Origin of the sequence: Ferrovibrio sp. (assembly GCF_036381655.1) — a bacterium.
Taxonomy (GTDB): domain Bacteria; phylum Pseudomonadota; class Alphaproteobacteria; order Ferrovibrionales; family Ferrovibrionaceae; genus Ferrovibrio.
Genome location: NZ_DASVCJ010000072.1, coordinates 24247 through 41432 on the forward strand (window position 1 = coordinate 24247; position 17186 = coordinate 41432).

The 17186-nt window shown below is 65.8% G+C and carries 13 protein-coding genes; 8 read left to right on the forward strand and 5 right to left on the reverse strand.

The annotated features are described in order from the left end of the window. Positions 1–66: 66 nt before the first annotated feature. Positions 67–951, reverse strand: coding sequence for an alpha/beta hydrolase (locus VF194_RS16530; protein ID WP_330892295.1), 885 nt, complete (start codon positions 949–951; stop codon positions 67–69). A gap of 119 nt (positions 952–1070) precedes the next feature. Here VF194_RS16530 and ribA point away from each other — a divergent pair, with 119 nt between their 5' ends. The 7 genes from ribA to VF194_RS16565 all read left to right on the forward strand — a co-directional run bounded on the left by ribA (position 1071) and on the right by VF194_RS16565 (position 9979). Further along, complete coding sequence (gene ribA, locus VF194_RS16535) at positions 1071–2222, forward strand: GTP cyclohydrolase II (protein WP_330892296.1); 1152 nt, start codon at positions 1071–1073, stop codon at positions 2220–2222. A 196-nt stretch (positions 2223–2418) separates the two neighbouring features. Beyond that, positions 2419–3360, forward strand: coding sequence for a hypothetical protein (locus tag VF194_RS16540; RefSeq protein ID WP_330892297.1), 942 nt, complete (start codon positions 2419–2421; stop codon positions 3358–3360). A 38-nt stretch (positions 3361–3398) separates the two neighbouring features. Next, positions 3399–3911: a L,D-transpeptidase family protein gene (locus VF194_RS16545; RefSeq protein WP_330892298.1), complete on the forward strand. Its 513-nt coding sequence runs from the start codon at positions 3399–3401 to the stop codon at positions 3909–3911. Positions 3912–4016: 105 nt separating this feature from the next. Continuing rightward, positions 4017–5918 carry a propionyl-CoA synthetase gene (locus tag VF194_RS16550; protein ID WP_330892299.1) on the forward strand — a complete coding sequence of 634 codons (1902 nt, stop codon included), beginning with the start codon at positions 4017–4019 and terminating at the stop codon, positions 5916–5918. 3 nt (positions 5919–5921) lie between these two features. Beyond that, positions 5922–7301, forward strand: coding sequence for an AmpG family muropeptide MFS transporter (locus tag VF194_RS16555; protein ID WP_330892300.1), 1380 nt, complete (start codon positions 5922–5924; stop codon positions 7299–7301). A gap of 267 nt (positions 7302–7568) precedes the next feature. Continuing rightward, positions 7569–8345 carry a GNAT family N-acetyltransferase gene (locus tag VF194_RS16560; protein WP_330892301.1) on the forward strand — a complete coding sequence of 259 codons (777 nt, stop codon included), beginning with the start codon at positions 7569–7571 and terminating at the stop codon, positions 8343–8345. Positions 8346–8449: 104 nt separating this feature from the next. Further along, a complete protein-coding gene (locus VF194_RS16565; protein WP_330892302.1) occupies positions 8450–9979 on the forward strand; it encodes a long-chain fatty acid--CoA ligase in 1530 nt (509 codons plus the stop codon). A gap of 43 nt (positions 9980–10022) precedes the next feature. Here the strand turns inward: VF194_RS16565 and VF194_RS16570 are convergent, their stop codons facing one another. Next, on the reverse strand, positions 10023–11042 hold the full coding sequence (locus VF194_RS16570; RefSeq protein WP_330892303.1) for an NAD(P)/FAD-dependent oxidoreductase: 1020 nt from the start codon (positions 11040–11042) through the stop codon (positions 10023–10025). Positions 11043–11269: 227 nt separating this feature from the next. On the opposite strand from VF194_RS16570, the gene ligD reads away from it, so the two are divergent. Then, entirely contained in the window at positions 11270–13834 is a 2565-nt protein-coding gene (ligD, locus tag VF194_RS16575) for a DNA ligase D (RefSeq protein WP_330892304.1), read from the forward strand. A 57-nt stretch (positions 13835–13891) separates the two neighbouring features. On the opposite strand, the gene VF194_RS16580 is transcribed toward ligD, so the two are convergent. From VF194_RS16580 to VF194_RS16590, 3 genes are all read right to left on the reverse strand, one after another. Beyond that, positions 13892–15133 (reverse strand): PLP-dependent aminotransferase family protein, encoded by a 1242-nt coding sequence (locus VF194_RS16580; protein WP_330892305.1) that lies wholly within the window; start codon positions 15131–15133, stop codon positions 13892–13894. Between the two features lie 189 nt (positions 15134–15322). Continuing rightward, entirely contained in the window at positions 15323–16093 is a 771-nt protein-coding gene (locus VF194_RS16585) for a class II aldolase/adducin family protein (protein ID WP_330892306.1), read from the reverse strand. A gap of 61 nt (positions 16094–16154) precedes the next feature. Continuing rightward, a complete protein-coding gene (locus VF194_RS16590; protein ID WP_330892307.1) occupies positions 16155–17153 on the reverse strand; it encodes a zinc-dependent alcohol dehydrogenase family protein in 999 nt (332 codons plus the stop codon). Positions 17154–17186 lie beyond the last annotated feature (33 nt).

The following is a 17186-nucleotide window of genomic DNA, read 5'->3' on the forward strand; positions in this document are numbered from 1 at the left end:
GTCCCCCCAAGGTGAGCGTATGCCAAGTCTGCCGTGGCAGGCGGCGCTGCTCAAGGCATAGCGATTCTATCCGGCCGGAACCAACATTTTGTTGACCGCTGCCGCCAGGCAGGCATCGCCTTCTGGCATCAGGCCGGCGAAATTCGGCCAGGCATGCGGCAGGCCATGCCAGATCTCCAAGGTCACGGCCACCCCGGCGGCCCTGGCTTTTTCCGCCAGCCGCAGCGAGTCGTCGCGCAGCAGTTCGCTGTCGCTGGCATGGATGATCAGCGGCGGCAGGCCGGAAAGATCGCCGAACAGCGGCGAAAGGAAGGGATCGGCCTTGTCTGTCTTGCCGGCATACAAAGAGGCGGCGAAGCGGACCTGTTCGGGCCGGAACCAAGCGCAGCTTTTGATATTGGTGGCCATCGAAGCGCCGCTGCAGGTCAGGTCGGTCCAGGGCGAGAGCAGCATTGCGCCGGCGGGCAGCGGCAGGCCTGCTTTCTTGCAGGCGAGCATCAGCGCAAGCGCCAGGCCGCCGCCCGCCGAGTCGCCGCTAAGCCACATCCGGTCCGGCCAGTAGCCCTCAGCCAGCAGCCAGCGCCAAGCCGCCAGCGCATCCTCCAGGGCCGCCGGGAAGGGATGTTCGGGCGCCAGGCGGTAATCGAGGGAAAACACCGCCATGCCGAGCAGCTTGGCCAGTCGGGCCGTGATGGCGCGGTGCGTTCGCGGGGCGCCGCAGAAGAATCCGCCGCCATGAAAATAAAGCAATGCGTGGCCGTGCCGCGGCTTGGCCGGACGCAGCCATTCGCCGCGGGCCGGGCTTTTTGTCCGCTGCGCCGTCACGCCCGGCGGTAGCCTGGAGCGGGTAAGGGCGAACATCAGCGCCCGCAGGAGCGGAATGCCGGTCCGGCCGACATGGCGAGGCTTGACCAGCCGCCGCAGGCCGTGAGCAATCAGGCGGGCCTGCATGCTGGGCATCGGCTTCGTTTGAATTGCTCCTTTCATGGCCGAAGCTTAGCCAGCCCCTTATCCGGCGACAATCGCAGCGCCTTGCCCAGCGGTTCGCTGCGTCGTACACCCGACGGGTCATGTCCGATCTCGATCCACACTTCGCGGCCATCGCCGTCGACCGCGCCGGCCACGAACTTCGCCGCGGCCGCCCCGTGTTGCTGACCCTGGGACAGGGCGCGGCCCAGGCCCCGGCCCAGGCTCAGGCTCAGGCTCAGGCTCAGGCGCTGGTCCTGTCCTCGGAAACGCTCACCGAAGCGGCCCTGGCCCGCTATGCCGGGCCCGGCGCTGAAGCGGCTTTGGTGCTGACGGCGGCGCGCGCCGCCGTCCTGCATGTCGGGCCGACGGGATACGATCCCATTTTGCTGCCGCTGGCCGATTTGCCGGCCACTGCGGACGAGAAGGCAGCGCTGATTCGCGATCTCGCCGATGCCAGCCGCGATCTGGCGGCGCCGTTGCGCGGACCCTTCACGCGCCTGAAGGCTGCGCCGCCGCAGACCGCCCGCCTGGCCGTGAAGCTGGCCAAGACGGCCTTCCTGCTGCCGTCGGTGGTGCATATTCCGCTCGCGGCGGAGGCCGCCATTCCCGCCGAGGTGCAGGCCGTCGCCGGCGAAGCCGTGGCGGCTTACGATCTTGCGGCGGCGGAAACGCTGGTTCCGGTCAGTCAGGCGCGCCTGCCGGTCGCCGATGCCGAACATGCGCGGCTTTACGCCTTCCGCCCGGCGGATGGGCGGCAGGAGCATTTCGCGCTGGTGATCGGCGAGCCGGATGCGACCAAGCCGGTCCTGGTCCGGCTCCATTCGGAATGCTTCACCGGCGATCTGCTCGGCAGCCTGCGCTGCGATTGCGGCGAACAGCTCCGCGGCGCCGTGCGGACGATCGGCGAGGCGGGCGCCGGAATCCTGCTCTACCTGGCTCAGGAGGGCCGCGGTATCGGGCTGGTCAACAAGCTGCGCGCCTATCAGCTCCAGGATCAGGGTTTCGATACCGTGGAGGCCAATCAGCGGCTGGGCTTTGCGGCCGACGAGCGCTGGTTCCTGCCGGCCGCCAGGATGCTGCGGCTGCTTGGCTTCAGCAGCGTCCGGCTGCTGACCAACAACCCCGAGAAGGTCAAAGGCCTGGAGGCCTGCGGGATCGCGGTGGCCGAGCGGGTGCCGCATAAATTTCCGCCCAATGCCCATAACGAGGCCTATCTGGCCGCGAAGCGGAAGAAGTCGGGGCATTATCTCTGACCGGCCCCGGCAGGAATTGCCGGGCTGCCGAAACTGCCGCCGTAACTCTATGACACTTTTAGGCTAAATTCTGGCCTGCCGTTTGCATCCTCTCTCCTGATTGGCGCCGGTTCGGCGCCTGTTGGGGTGAGTGCCAGTGGAAGATTTGAGGCTCAATTACGCGCGACCGGGTCCGCTATTCCCTGAGACGGCCAATGTGGCCGCGACGGCGAGTGCGGCGGCGGCGAACGAGTCAGCCCATCCCGGCCTGTTCGGGCCGGATGGCTTCACCTTCAAGGATTTCCTCGACATCATCAATCCGCTGCAGCACATCCCCATCGTCTCCACCGTCTATCGCGCCATCACCGGCGATACGATCGACGCCGGCTCGCGGCTCGCCGGCGGGGCCCTGTTCGGCGGCCCGATCGGACTGGCGGTGTCCCTGGTCAGCGGGATCGTCGAAGAGGAGACCGGGAAGGATCCGGGCGAACAGGCTCTGGCTCTGCTGGGGATCGATCTGGGTGGCGACAAGCAGCCGGCCGCGGCAATCGCGTCGGCCGATCAGCAGCCGCAGCCGGATCGCGTTCCGCCCGAACTCGTTGCCGCCCTGCAGCCGCCGCCGCGCCAGGATCTGAAGATGTCGGTCAAGATGGCCGATCAGGCCGAGGCCGAGCAGGATAAAGCGGCCGAGCGCCAGCCGGAGGATGCTGCCCCGGATACAGACAAGAACAAGAATGCGGCCGCAGCGGCCGCCGCAGCCCCTGCCTTCCAGCCGGCCGCTCAGCCCGAGCAGGTCTCGGCGGACGATGCGCTGGCGATGATCGCCGCCCGCGCCCGCGGTCGGCAGCCGGCTGCGCGCGCGAGAGCTTCGGCAAGCAATCCTGCGCCGCAGATGGCCGATGGCCGTGCTTGGTTTCCCGCCTTCCCGCAGGGTGGCGGCGGCGCACCGGTGCGCGGCGTTGGCACCCAGCCGGTCACGCAACAGGCCGTCGCCAGCAAATTCGGCGTGAGGCCGGGCGGCTATCAGGGCGCGGCATTCCGTTCCGATCACCCGCCGCCGGCCGACTGGACCGAGCGCGCCGCCGCGGCCTACCAGAAATACTTCGACATGCAGGAGCAGCGGAATAAGCAGCCCGGCAGGGTGGACGTAACGTTCTAGGGCTTGCGCGCCGGCGCTGAATGCCGCCTCATCGGCGCATGAGCGAAATCGTCGTTTCCTCCAATGGCTGGCTTCGCTTCGGCGGCCTCGAGTTTCGCTGCGCGCTCGGCAAGGCCGGATGCAAGCCTGAGGCCGACAAGCGCGAAGGCGACCGCGCCACGCCGCTTGGCCGCTATCCGCTGCGCCGGGTTCTCTACCGGCCGGACCGGCTGGCGGCCGCTCCCGCGACGCGGCTTCCATCCGCGCCGCTGCGGGCCGATGACGGCTGGTGCGACGATCCGGCCGATGCGGCCTATAATCGGATGGTGAAATTGCCCTATACCGCCAGCCACGAGAGACTCTGGCGCGACGATCATCTCTACGACGTGGTGGCCGTGCTCGGCCATAACGACGATCCGCCGATCCCCGGGCTTGGCAGCGCCATTTTTCTGCATGTCGCCCGGCCGGATTATGCCGGCACGGAAGGCTGCGTTGCGCTTGCTTTGCCCGATCTGCTGGCCCTGCTAAAGGTCGTGCCGGCGCATGCCGCGATGCGGATCGTCGCCGCCTGACGATTCTTGACGGAAATCAATGCATTCAGGGGTTTAGACGAGAGTCTTATTTTGCCCTGCCGGTCTCTGCTATAGATCGGTGGAATAAGAAGCCGGGAGGAAACGATGGCAAGCCGTTACGATCAGGTCTATGCCGCTGCCATGGCGGAGCCGGAGAAATTCTGGGCCGAAGCCGCGCAGGATCTGCATTGGTACAAGACATGGGATCGCGTGCTGGATGCCAGCACCCCGCCATTCTTCCGCTGGTTCCCCGGTGCCGCGACCAATACCTGCTACAACGCGCTGGACCGCCACATCGATGCCGGGCATGGCGAGCGCGCGGCGCTGATCTACGATTCCCCCATCACCAACACGATCCGCAGCTATACCAACCGCGAACTGCGCGATTCCGTCGCCAAGCTGGCCGGGGCGATGAAGGCGCGCGGCGTGACCAAGGGCGATCGCGTCATTATCTACATGGCGATGACGCCGGAGGCCGTGATGGCGATGCTGGCTTGCGCCCGCATCGGCGCGATCCATTCCGTGGTGTTCGGCGGCTTCGCGCCGCGCGAGTTGGCGACCCGCATCGACGACTGCAAGCCGAAGATGATCATTGCATCGTCCTGCGGCCTGGAGCCGGGGCGCGTGGTCGAATACAAGCCCCTGCTCGATCAGGCGGTCGAGATTGCCGCCCACAAGCCGCAATGCTGCCTGATCTTCCAGCGGCCGATGTATCAAGCGCCGCTGCAGAAGGGACGCGATTTCGATTTCGCAGAAGAAGTGGACAAGGCCATTGCGGCCGATTGCGTGCCGGTCGCCGCCACCGATCCGCTTTACATCCTTTACACCTCCGGCACGACCGGCATCCCGAAAGGCGTCGTGCGCCACAATGGCGGCCATATGGTCGCGCTGTACTGGTCGATGAAGCATATTTACGGCATGCAGCCCGGCGAGGTGTATTGGGCGGCTTCCGATGTCGGCTGGGTGGTGGGGCATTCCTACATCGTCTATGCGCCGCTGCTCTACGGCTGCACTACGGTGCTCTACGAAGGCAAGCCGGTCGGCACGCCCGATGCCGGCGCCTTCTGGCGGGTGGTCGAGCAGCACAAGGTGGCGGCGCTGTTCACCGCGCCGACGGCTTTCCGCGCGATCAAGAAGGAAGATCCGAAAGCGGAGCTGCTGAAGAAGTACGATATGACGGATTTCCGCACGCTGTTCCTCGCCGGCGAGCGCGCCGATCCCGATACGGTGCATTGGGCGGAGGATCATCTGAAGCGGCCGGTGATCGATCACTGGTGGCAGACCGAGACCGGCTGGCCGATTGCGTCGAATTGCGTCGGCATCGAGCTTCTGCCGATCAAATACGGCTCGCCCACCAAGATCGTGCCGGGCTATGACGTTCGCGTGCTCGATGACGACGGCAATCCGGTCAAGACCGGCGATATCGGCAATATCGTCATCAAGCTGCCGCTGCCGCCGGGTTGCCTGCCGACGCTCTGGAACAACGACGAGGGCTTCAAGAAAAGCTATCTCAATCGTTTCCCCGGCTATTACAACACCGGCGATGCCGGCTACCTCGACGAGGATGGCTATATCTTCATCATGAGCCGCACCGACGACATCATCAATGTCGCCGGCCACCGGCTGTCGACCGGCGGCATGGAGGAGGTGCTGGCCTCGCATCCGGATGTCGCCGAATGCGCCGTGGTCGGCGTCGCCGATCAGTTGAAGGGGCAGGTGCCGCTCGGCTTCGTCGTGCTCAAGGCGGGTGTCAGTCGGCCGGAGGAGCAGATTCTGCAAGAGCTGGTTCAGCTCGTGCGTGAAAGGATCGGGCCGGTCGCCGCTTTCAAGCAGGCGGTGGTGGTGAAACGGTTGCCCAAGACGCGCTCCGGCAAGATACTGCGCGGCACGATGCAGAAGATCGCCGACGCGCAGGAATACCGCATGCCCGCCACTATCGACGACCCCGCCATCCTTGGGGAAATCTCGGAGGTGCTGCAGCCGCTCGGCTATGCGAAGCGGCCCTGACGCGTGGCGTTGCAGCGTTTCCGGGCGTGGCTGGCGGCATTCGCGGTTTACCGCGACCCGCGCGTGCTGGCGATCGCGGTGCTGGGCTTCGCCTCCGGCCTGCCGCTGGCGCTGACCGGGCAGACGCTGCAGGCATGGCTCACGGAATCCGATATTTCGCTGCAGTCGATCGGATTATTCGCCCTGGTCGGCGTGCCCTATACGCTGAAATTCCTCTGGGCGCCGCTGGTCGACCGCCTGCCGCTGCCGGTCCTGACGCGGCTCTTCGGCCGCCGCCGCGGCTGGCTTGTCCTGTCGCAGCTCCTGCTGATGCTGGCGATCGCGGCTCTGGCGGTAAGCAACCCGGCCGAGGCCCTGGTGCTGACGGCCATCTGCGCCGTCGCCGTCGCCTTCATGTCGGCGACGCAGGATATCGTGATCGATGCCTGGCGCGTGGAAATCCTCGAGGAACAGCAATTGGCGGCGGGGGCCGCCGCGATCGTCTTCGGCTATCGCGTCGGCATGCTAGTCTCCTCGGCCGGCGCGCTTTATCTGGCGACGCTATTCGCCTGGCCGCTGGTCTATATCGCGATGGCGGCCCTGCTGGCCGTGGGGACGATAACCGTCCTGATGGTCGGCGAGCCGGCAGTGAAACCGCGCGGCGATGCCGAGAGACGGATCGCCGGGGCGCAGGCCTGGCTTGCCGGCAAGCCGCATCTTTCCGGCGCTTTTGCCAAGCTGGCGGCTTGGCTGTATGCCAGCATCGCCGGGCCATTCCTGCAGTTCATGACCCGCAGGGGCTGGGTCAGCATTCTGCTCTTCGTGATGCTGTTCAAGCTGGGCGACAGCCTGGCCGGCGCGCTGGCGACCAGTTTCTATCTCAATATCGGTTTCACCAAGGCCGAGATCGCCGAGGTCAGCAAGCTCTACGGGTTCGCCGCCACGATGATCGGGTTGTTCCTCGGCGGCTGGCTGATGCAGGCCGTCGGGCTGTACCGCTCGCTGTGGATCTGCGGTTTTCTGCAGATGGGCTCGAACCTGCTGTTTGCCGTCCTGGCGATGCAAGGCCATGATTTGTGGTTCCTGGCGCTGGCCGTGGGATTCGAGAATCTCGCCGGCGGCATGGGCACCGCAGCCCTGGTCGCCTATCTTTCGGCGCTGTGCGACATTGCCTATACGGCGACGCAATATGCCCTGCTGTCCTCGCTGAGCGCGGTGGCGCGAACCGTCCTGTCCTCCTATGCCGGCTTCGTGGCTGCGCCGCTCGGCTGGCCGGTCTTTTTCGTCTTCACGACGCTTGCCGCGATCCCGGGATTGCTGCTGCTGGCCTGGCTGACCCGCCGCGGCGCCGCGACGCGAATCGCAACCGTGACGCCGGAAAAGGCTTTGCTGGCCGAGGACTGAAAGCGGCGCCCGCCGGAACAGCGGGGCGACAGGGGATTGGCGCCGACCCCCAATATATAGGCGGTCAGCTTGCCAAAACACCGCAATATATTTTATAGCGGATGTGATTCAGTAAATCTGTCATATAGTTGACACCTTTGCTACACAGAGTATGGCCATAGTCGGAGCATGAACATGCAACTGCCTCTCTCCGTTCCTTCGGCTGTACCTGCGTCCCGTTTGCCACGGAGTGGCTGGCAGTGTGTTTCCGCCGACGGACGCTTTGAGGTGCGCCTGACCCGTAGCGCGGAGGACATCGCTGCAGCCCAGCGGCTGCGCTATCAGGTCTTCTACGAGGAGATGGCGGCGCGGCCGTCGCCCGAGATGGCGCGCCTCGGCCTCGATTTCGACCAGTACGACACGCTGTGCGATCATCTGATGGTGTTCGACCGCGCCCGGCCGGATGGCGAACAGGCGGTCGGCACCTACCGGCTGCTGCGCCGGGAGGTGGCCGAAAAGCATGGCGGCTTCTACTCGGCGTCGGAATACAACCTGCAGCCGATGCTGGACTATGTCGGCGCCGCCGGCGGCCTGCTCGAACTGGGCCGGTCCTGCGTGCACCGCGACTATCGCACCAATGCCACGATCCAGCTGCTCTGGCGCGGCATCTCGACCTACATTGCCGATCATGGCATCAGCTTCATGTTCGGCTGCGCCTCCTTCGCGGGCACCGATCCGCAGGAGCATGCCCTGGCGCTGAGCTATCTGCATGCCCATCACCTGCCGCCGGTAGAGTGGCGCGTCCGGGCCTTGCCGGAACGCTTCGAGGCGATGAATTTGCTGCCGCCGGACCAGATCAACCCGCGCGCGGCGCTGCATGCCTTGCCGCCGCTGATCAAGGCCTATTTGCGCCTTGGCGCCTATATCGGCGATGGCGCCGTGGTCGATCGCCAATTCGGCACCACGGATGTTTTCATCCTGCTGCCGGTCGAGCGCATCGCGCCGAAATACCACAATCGCTTCTCGCCCGACGAAGGCCTGGTGCAGACCGAGTATCACGCCTGAGTCTTCGCGCCTGAGCGCGGTCCCCTTCGGCAGGGGGGAAGTATTGTCGGTGACGGCGGTCTTTCCGTAACATGGTTCCCGAGGAAACTGTTCCGGGACCGAAAATGAATCTTGCCAATCTCCTGCATCGCGCCGCCAAAGCCTGGGGCGCTCGTCCGGCTCTGTCGACCGGCCGCGACATTCGCCTGTCCTATGCCCAGATGGGCGCGCGCGTGCCAAAGCTTGCCGCCGGACTGATCGCCGCCGGGCAATTGCAGCCGGGCGATCGCGTCGCCTTGCTGCTGAAGAACAGCCCGGAATACTGGGAACTGCTATTCGCGATCTGGCATGCCGGCCTCGCCGCGGTTCCGATCAATGCCAAGCTGCATGCCCGCGAGGTGGCGTGGATTCTCGATAATTCCCAGGCCAGGCTGGCCGTGGTTTCCGCCGCCCTGGCCGAGGATCTGCTGCCGCTGACCAAGGAGATCGCCAGCCTGCAGCGGGTGATGATTGCGCAAGAGCGCGATTTCGCCAGGCTGTACGATGCCGAGCCGATGCCGATGGCCGAGGTGGCGCCGACAAGCCTGGGCTGGCTGTTCTACACCTCCGGCACGACCGGCCGGCCGAAGGGCGCCATGCTGACGCATGCCAATCTGTGGTCGGCGACGATGAACTATTTCGCCGATGTCGATCGCGTCGATCCCGTCGACAGCATGATCCACTGCGCGCCGATCAGTCATGGCTCCGGCCTTTACGGCCTGCCGCATGTCGCCCGCGGCGCCAACCAGGTGATCCCCGCAAGCGGCGGTTTCGATCCGGCGGAAACGCTGGACCTGATCGCCCACTGGAAGAATTGCAGCTTCTTCTTCGCGCCGACCATGGTGCACCGGCTCGTCCATGCGCCGCAGATCACGACGGCGAAGACCGACAACCTGAAGACGCTCGTCTATGGCGGCGGGCCGATGTATGTCGCCGACCTGCTGGAGGCGATGGGCGTGCTGGGGCCGAAGCTGGCGCAGATCTATGGCCAGGGCGAGGCGCCGATGACGATCACCGGCATGGACAAGGCGATGCATGTCGATGATGGCCATCCGCGCTATCGCGAGCGGCTCGGCTCGGCCGGCATCGCCCGCACCGATGTCGAACTGCGCGTGGTCGATGCCGAGGATCGGCCGTTGCCGCCGGGCGAGATCGGCGAGGTGATCTGCCGCGGGCCAGTCGTGATGGCCGGCTATTGGCGCAACCCGGAGGCGACGGCGCAGACGCTGCGTGGCGGCTGGCTGCATACCGGCGACATGGGCAGCATCGACGAAGACGGCTTCCTTACCCTGAAGGACCGCTCGAAGGACATGATCATCTCCGGCGGCAGCAACATCTATCCGCGCGAGGTGGAGGAGGTGCTGCTCAAGCATCCCGAGGTCAGCGAAGTCTCGGTGGTCGGCAAGCCGCATGCCGATTGGGGCGAGGAGGTCGTCGCCTTCGTCGTCGCCCGCGACGGGGCGAACGTGACGGCCGAGGCGCTGGATGCGCTTTGCCTCGACCACATCGCCCGCTTCAAGCGGCCCAAGCAATACCGCTTCGTGCCGGCTCTGCCGAAGAACAATTACGGCAAGGTGCTGAAGACGGAGTTGCGGGCGATGCTGCAGAAGGAGTGATCGCTGCTGACGTCATGGCGCACTAGGCGCGCCATGACGTCTATCAAGCGGTTCCAGGCGCGCCTTTCGACGTCGAATACTCGAAATGCAGCGGCTGGCCCCGGTGCAGCAGCGGGAAGATCGCATGCGCCGCCGCCGCCGCCTCGGCGAAGCCGGTGAGGATCAGCTTGAGCTTGCCGCGATAGGTGGCAACGTCACCGATGGCGAAGATGCCGGGCTGGCTGGTTTGGCAGGTCGCCGGATCGACCGGCAGATGATGCAGCGCCAATTCCATGCCCCAGGTGGCGATCGGGCCGAGATCGCTCTTCAGTCCGAAGAAGGCGAGCAGGGCATCGGCCGGCAGGCGGCGCGTCTCGCCGTCCAGCGATCTGACCGTCACCGCCTCGAGCCTGCCGCTGTCGCCGGCCAGGGCGTCGAGCTGGAACGGCACGACGATATCCAATCCCTTGCCGTCCAGGGCGCGCAGCCTGGCAACGCTGTCCGGGGCGGCGCGGAATTGATCGCGCCGATGCACGAACGCGATGTGGTCGGCGATGCCGTGCAGCGCCAGGGCCCAGTCCACCGCGGAATCGCCGCCGCCGGCAATGACGATACGCCGGCCGCGGAAATCCTCCGGCCGCCGCACCAGGTAATGCACGCCGCGGCCGTCGCTCTGGCCCTCGTAAGCCTCGATGCCGGCCAGCGGCGGACGGTTCGGACCGAAGGCGCCGGCGCCGGCGGCGATGATCACCGCGCCGGCCTCGATGACGGCGCCTTTCGAAGTGGTCAGCCGGAAGCCTTCGCCCAGCCGCTCCAGCTTCTCGACGCGCTGGCCGAGATGGAAGACGGGCTTGAGCGGCGTCGCCTGCTGCTCCAGCCGCTCGACCAGTTCCGCGCCGGAGATGCGCGCGAAGGCCGGGATGTCGTAGATCGGCTTCTCCGGATAGAGCGCGCTGCATTGGCCGCCGATGGCGTCCAGCGCATCGACGACATGGCAGCGCATGCCCAGCATGCCGCATTCGAAAATGGCGAACAGGCCGACCGGACCGGCGCCGATCACGGCAACATCTGTCTTATGGCTCATGGTTTCTCCGGGACAGGCATGAATCCGGGGGCGGGGTTTTGTACCGGCTGGACGGGGCGCGTGCCAGTGGCGGCGCCGGCGCCAGTCCGTGGCCAGAACCGGGAGCGACCAGCGTATTTGGTATTGAACATATATAGAACAATATGCCTAAAGTCAAGCTTTGGCACCGCAGAGCCGGGAACCGCCCCTGAGGCCGGGCGGTTTCTGGAAGGATCAGGATCGGACCCATGGCCAAGCAGACTCTCGCGACCTATCGCCGCAAACGCGACTTCTCTCAGACTGGCGAGCCGAGCGGGACCGGCAAGCGCCGCCGCCTCAACCCCGGCGGCCTGAGCTATGTGATCCAGAAACATGCGGCGCGGCGCCTGCACTACGATTTTCGGCTGGAATATGACGGCGTGCTGAAATCCTGGGCGGTGCCGAAGGGTCCGTCGCGCGATCCGAGCGTTAAGCGGCTGGCCGTGCAGGTGGAGGATCACCCGATCGATTACGGCGATTTCGAGGGCACCATTCCGAAGGGCCAATATGGCGGCGGCACGGTGCAGCTGTGGGACCGCGGCACCTGGGAACCGGAAGATCCGCAGCATGTCGGGGAGGCGCTGAAGAAAGGCCGGCTGACATTCGAGCTGCACGGCGAACGCCTGAAAGGGCGCTGGAATCTGGTGCGCGGCGGCGGCCGCTATGGCAAGGACGGCAAGAAGAACTGGCTGCTGATCAAGGGTCATGACGATTTTGCCGCCGAGAATGGCGAAGCCGATCTGGACAAGCTCGACCGCTCGGTGAAGACCGGCCGCAGCATGACCGAGATCGCCACCGGCAATTCCGCCGTCTGGCACAGCAATCGCGCCAAACAGGCAGAGCCGGCGAAACCGGCGCGCAAAGCGAAAGGCAAGGCCAGGCCGCCAGCGCGCCGCCGCGGCAATGGCGGCAAGACCGCCGCAATGCCCGGCTTCATCGCACCGCAGCTTGCAACATTGCAGGAAGAAGCGCCGAGCGGCGAGGGCTGGGGCCATGAGATCAAGCTCGACGGCTATCGCATACAGCTGCATGTCGAAAACGGCGACTGCATCGCCTATACCCGCAGCGGACTCGACTGGTCGAGCCATTTTCCCGAGATCGTCGCGGCGGCAGCGCAGGCGCTGCCCGATTGCATTCTCGATGGCGAGATTGCCGCGCTCGACGGCGAGGGCCGCTCCGATTTCGCCGCCCTGCAATCGGCGCTGGAGCGCGACGCTACTGCGCAACTCGTCTATTTCGCCTTCGATCTGCTCCATGCCGGGGGCAAGGACTGGCGCGGCGCGCCGCTGGAACAGCGCAAGGCGGCCCTGCAGGATCTGCTGGCCGGGCATGAAGGCCGCATCCGTTTCAGCGAGCATCTGGTCGGCGATGGTCCCGGCATCCGCCGATCGGCCTGCGAAATGGGCCTGGAGGGCCTGGTTTCCAAGCGCCTGAGCGCGCCGTATCGTTCGGGCCGCTTCAGCTCCTGGATCAAGAGCAAATGCCGCAATCGCCAGGAATTCGTCGTCGGCGGTTTCATCAGGCGCAAGGGCGGCAATCCGCTGACCGGCCTTGTCGTCGGCACCTATGACGGCGATGTCCTTCGCTATCGCGGCAGGGTCGGCACCGGCTACAATGCCCGCATCGCCGCCGATCTGCTCGGGCGCCTGGGCAAGCTGAAACGCAAGACATCGCCATTCGCGAGCGCGGGCGCACAGCCGGAGAAGCCCGGTGAAATCGAGTGGGTCAGGCCAGAGCTGGTGGTCGAAGTGGAATTCGCCAGCTGGACCAGCAGCGGCGTGCTGCGGCAGGCATCGTTCAAGGGATTGCGCGAGGACAAGGCGGCGCCGGAGGTGCGAACCGAGATGCCAACCAGGGTTGCGGCCAATGCATCAGGAGCGGCGAAAGCAGGCGCCGGCAAGGCGAAAGCTGCTACGGTGAGCAATCCGGAAAAACTGCTCTGGCCGGCGGATGGCGTGAGCAAGCAGGATCTGGCCGATTACTACGCGCGCTTCGCCGATCATCTGCTGCCGCATCTCGTCGGCCGGCCGATCTCGCTGATCCGCGCGCCGGATGGCATCGAAGGCGAGACCTTCTTTCAGCGCCACTACGCGAAGGGCATGCCCGCGGGCATCCAGCCGGCGAAGGTGCGCAACGAGAAGCAGCCCTATCTGATGATCAAGCATGCCGGCGGCCTGCAGGCCCTGGCGCAATATGGCGTGGTGGAAATCCACCCCTGGGGCGCGAAGTCCAGCAACATCGAGAAGCCCGATCTTCTGATCTTCGATTTCGACCCTGACGAGGGCCTCGGCTTTGCCATGATCAAGCGGGCGGTGCTGGCCATGCATGGGCATCTGGAAAGCTTCGGCCTGAACAGCTTCGTAAAGCTGACCGGCGGCAAGGGGGTGCATGTCGTTGCGCCGCTCAAGCCCGGCGCCGACTGGGAGATGGCGAAAGGTTTCACCAAGGCGATTGCCGAGAATTTCGCCGAGGCCGATCCGGACAATTTCACCGCGACGATGAGCAAGCGCCGGCGCAAAGGCCGCATCTTCGTCGATTACCTGCGCAATGCGAAGACCTCGACCGCGGTGGCGCCGTGGTCGCCGCGCGGCCGGCCGGGCGCGCCGATCGCCGTGCCGGTGACCTGGGAATTCTTCGCCGGCCTGCGCCAGCTTCCCGTCTATTCCATGACGCGGCTGCAGGAGGTCGAACGGCATTTCGATGCCTGGAAGGACTTCAATGCCTGCCGCGCGACGCTGACCAAAACGATGCTGAAAAAGGCAGGGCTAGGCTGATCGCCGGTCCGCCGCGGCCGGGCCGGGCCCGGCCATCAGGTTGTCCACTTCTTCCTTTTATGCGGCGCGATTGGCGCGCAGCTTGTTGTGCAGCAACGCGGCCAGCCGCTCGATGCCTTCGCGGATGCGCTCCGGCTCGCCGAGCGAAAAGCTCAGGCGCGCGGTATTGCGCTTCTGATCGTTGGCATAGAAGGCCGCGCCGGGCACGAAGGCGACCTGAATGTCCCTGATCGCTTCGGCCAGCAATTCGGTCGCATCGATGCTCTCCGGGAATTCCAGCCAGATGAACATGCCGCCATCCGGCCGGGTCCAGGTCACATCCTTGGGAAAGCTCTTTTCCAGCGCTGCCAGCATGGCATCGCGCCGCTCCTTATAGGCCTTGCGTAGCTTGGCGACCTGGCTGGCATGGCAGGTACGGGCAAGTCCGTCGGCGATGATCTGGTTGGCCGTGCTGGAATGAAGATCCGAAGCCTGCTTGAGCAGCACCAGCTTGTTGATCAGCGTGGCATCGCCGCAGATCCAGCCGATGCGCAGGGCGGGAGTAAGCACCTTCGACAGGCTGCCGACATAGATCGCCAGCCGGCGGCCGTCATTGCCGGGCTGGCGCAGATAGTCCGCTTCCAGCGCCGAGAAACTGGCGATGCGCGGATTCTCGTAGCGCAGTTCCTCGTAGGGGCAATCCTCGATGATGGCGACGCCGTAGCGATGCGCCAGCGCCAGAATCGCCTTGCGGCGTTTTAGCGAGGTGGTCACGCCCGACGGGTTGCAGAAATCCGGTGTGAGATAGCAGAATTTCGGCTTCTGCCGGAAGGCCGCTTCCAGTTCGGTCAGCACCACGCCGTCCGTGTCCATCGGCACCGAGATGAAGCGCGGCCGGAAAGTGCCGAAAACCTGGATGGCGCCCAGATAGCTCGGCGCCGACATCACCACGGCGTCGCCGGGCTCGATGAAGGCGCGGCCGAGGAAATCCAGCGCCTGCTGCGCGCCGGAGGTGATCAGAACGCGCTCGGGCGCGGCGTCGATCTCGTTGGCCTGCAGATAGCCGGTGATCCATTGGCGCAACGGCAGATAACCTTCGCTGATCGAATACTGGAACGCCTCGCGCGCCTTGGCCGGATCGGCCAGCAGCGCCTTGTAGGCATTGTCGATGGCATCGAGCGGAAAGAAGGCCGGATCGGGGATGCCGCCGGCGAAGGAGATGATCTCAGGTCGGTCGATCAGCTTCAGGAGTTCGCGGATTTCCGAGGCGCGCAGTTCGGCAACGCCTTGCGCGAAGGAGGGAGAGGCGGGATTGGGCATGACGACAGGGCTCAAGCATTTCCAGGGGAGGGCGGCAGGATAGCGAAGCGCCGGTTCGCCCGGAAGGGCCAAGATGGACGGGCAGCCATGCGAAAAGCGGGATGCCCCCTCGGGCGCTCCCGGGGCATGGCAGGGAATCAAGAGTATGCGTGAACGGCCGGGACGGGCCCGGCCATGCGCCTCGATTTTCTAGGTGCGGTAGCTCGGATCGATGCGGTCGAGCTTGCGCAGCAGCGCCGGCCAGGCGAGCGCGCCGCCCAGGCCCCGCGTGACCTCCTTCGCCTGGGCCATGATGCCGTCGACGATCGGCTTGGAGACGTGCCGCAGTTTGCCGCCGCCGGCCTGTGCCATGATCTGCATGGCGCAGGCCCGCTCCAGGCTGTAGATGTTCAGGAATGCGTCGGCAACCGTCGCGCCGATGGCCAGCGTGCCGTGATTGCGCAGGATCATCACCTTGCCGTGGCCGAGATCGGCGACGAGGCGCTGCTTTTCGTCCGGGTTCAGCGCGACGCCCTCGTAATCGTGATAGCTGATCTGCGCCAGCGGAAACAGAGCGGTCTGGCTGATCGGCAGCAGGCCCTCCTCCTGTGCGGAGACGGCAACGCCGGCATTGGTGTGCAGGTGAATGACGCAGCCGGCATCGGGCCGCGCCTCGTGCACCGCGCTGTGGATGGTGAAGCCGGCGGGATTGATCGCGTTCGGGTCGTCGTCGATCACCGTGCCGTCGAGGCCGACCTTGACCAGATTGGACGCCGTCATCTCCTCGAACATCAGGCCGTAGCGGTTGACCAGGAAATGATCGTGGCTGCCGGGCACGCGGGCGGAGATATGGGTGAAGATCAGATCGTCCCAGCCATACAGCGCCACCAGGCGATAGCAGGCGGCGAGATCGATGCGCGCCTGCCATTCGGCGTCCGAGCAGGAATTGCGGCGGTCGAACGGAACCACTTTCTCCGACATGAGCGTTTCTCCCTGGTGTTTGCCGCCATCTTACGGCAAGGCGGGCCGCCTGTCGCGCGGCTTAAGCTTCGCCGCCGGTGAACAGGATCTTGCCCTTGCGGCCTTCGCGCGCTGCGTGCGCCAGCGCTTCCTTGTAGCGGCTCAGCGGGTAGGTCGCCTCGACGGGCACATGGATGCGCCCGTCGGCTACCATCGCGGCGAGGTCGGCATAGGTCTTCTGGATTTCCTGAGCCGCGGCCGAGGCAAACCAGCGCACCAGCCAGAAACCGCGCAGGCTGACGTTGCGGAAGACGGTTTCCGCCGCATCCACCATGCAGGGCTGGCCGGACAGCAGGCCGTAATTGACGATCACGCCGCCCTCGGCCAGGGCATGGCCGATGCGGCGCGTGCCTTCACCGCCGATTGCGTCGATGCCAAGCTTCGGCGCGGCTTTCTGGCCGGTGATCGAATGCACGCGCGCGCCGAGATCGGGACCGTCGAGCAGCACCGCATCGGCGCCGAGCGCCTTGAGTTCCGCTTCCAGCCCCGGGCGGCGCACCACGTTGAGACTGCGCCAGCCATGCTGCTTCGCCAGCACGATCAGGCTGTGGCCGACGCCGGAATTGGCCGCGTTCTGGATCACCCAGTCGCCCGGGCTGAGCTGCACGAAACCGGTGAGCATGGCCAGCGCGGTGGCCGGATTGACGGTCAGCATGGCAAGCTGCAGCGGATCGGCCGGCAGCAGGGGAAACAGCCGCGCTGCCTTGGCCTTGACGCTGCTGCGCCAGTTGCCGCGGCCGGCGAACAGCATCAGCACGCGATCGCCCGGTTTCAGATGCGCCACGCCGGCGCCGATTTCGCGGACGATGCCAACGCCTTCGCCGCCGCCGATCACCGGCAATTGCGGCCGTTCGACGCCATAGCGGCCTTCGAGCTGCAGCAGATCGGCCGGGTTGATCGCCGCCGCCTCCATGTCGAGGATCACTTCGCCTTCGCCCGGAGCGCCGGGATCGGGCAGCTCGATCAGTTCGGCCACTTCATGCGGCACGCCGAAGCGCGAGAATTGAATTGCCTTGACCATGTGCTGCTCCCCGTTTCGCTTTTCAGATCGCAT

Coding starts and splice junctions, on each gene's coding strand:
- VF194_RS16530 (WP_330892295.1), bottom strand. CDS start 951: ATGCAGGCCCGCCTGATTGCTCACGGCCTGCGGCGGCTGGTCAAGCCT.
- ribA (WP_330892296.1), top strand. CDS start 1,071: ATGTCCGATCTCGATCCACACTTCGCGGCCATCGCCGTCGACCGCGCC.
- VF194_RS16545 (WP_330892298.1), top strand. CDS start 3,399: ATGAGCGAAATCGTCGTTTCCTCCAATGGCTGGCTTCGCTTCGGCGGC.
- VF194_RS16550 (WP_330892299.1), top strand. CDS start 4,017: ATGGCAAGCCGTTACGATCAGGTCTATGCCGCTGCCATGGCGGAGCCG.
- VF194_RS16565 (WP_330892302.1), top strand. CDS start 8,450: ATGAATCTTGCCAATCTCCTGCATCGCGCCGCCAAAGCCTGGGGCGCT.
- VF194_RS16570 (WP_330892303.1), bottom strand. CDS start 11,042: ATGAGCCATAAGACAGATGTTGCCGTGATCGGCGCCGGTCCGGTCGGC.
- ligD (WP_330892304.1), top strand. CDS start 11,270: ATGGCCAAGCAGACTCTCGCGACCTATCGCCGCAAACGCGACTTCTCT.
- VF194_RS16580 (WP_330892305.1), bottom strand. CDS start 15,133: ATGCCCAATCCCGCCTCTCCCTCCTTCGCGCAAGGCGTTGCCGAACTG.
- VF194_RS16585 (WP_330892306.1), bottom strand. CDS start 16,093: ATGTCGGAGAAAGTGGTTCCGTTCGACCGCCGCAATTCCTGCTCGGAC.
- VF194_RS16590 (WP_330892307.1), bottom strand. CDS start 17,153: ATGGTCAAGGCAATTCAATTCTCGCGCTTCGGCGTGCCGCATGAAGTG.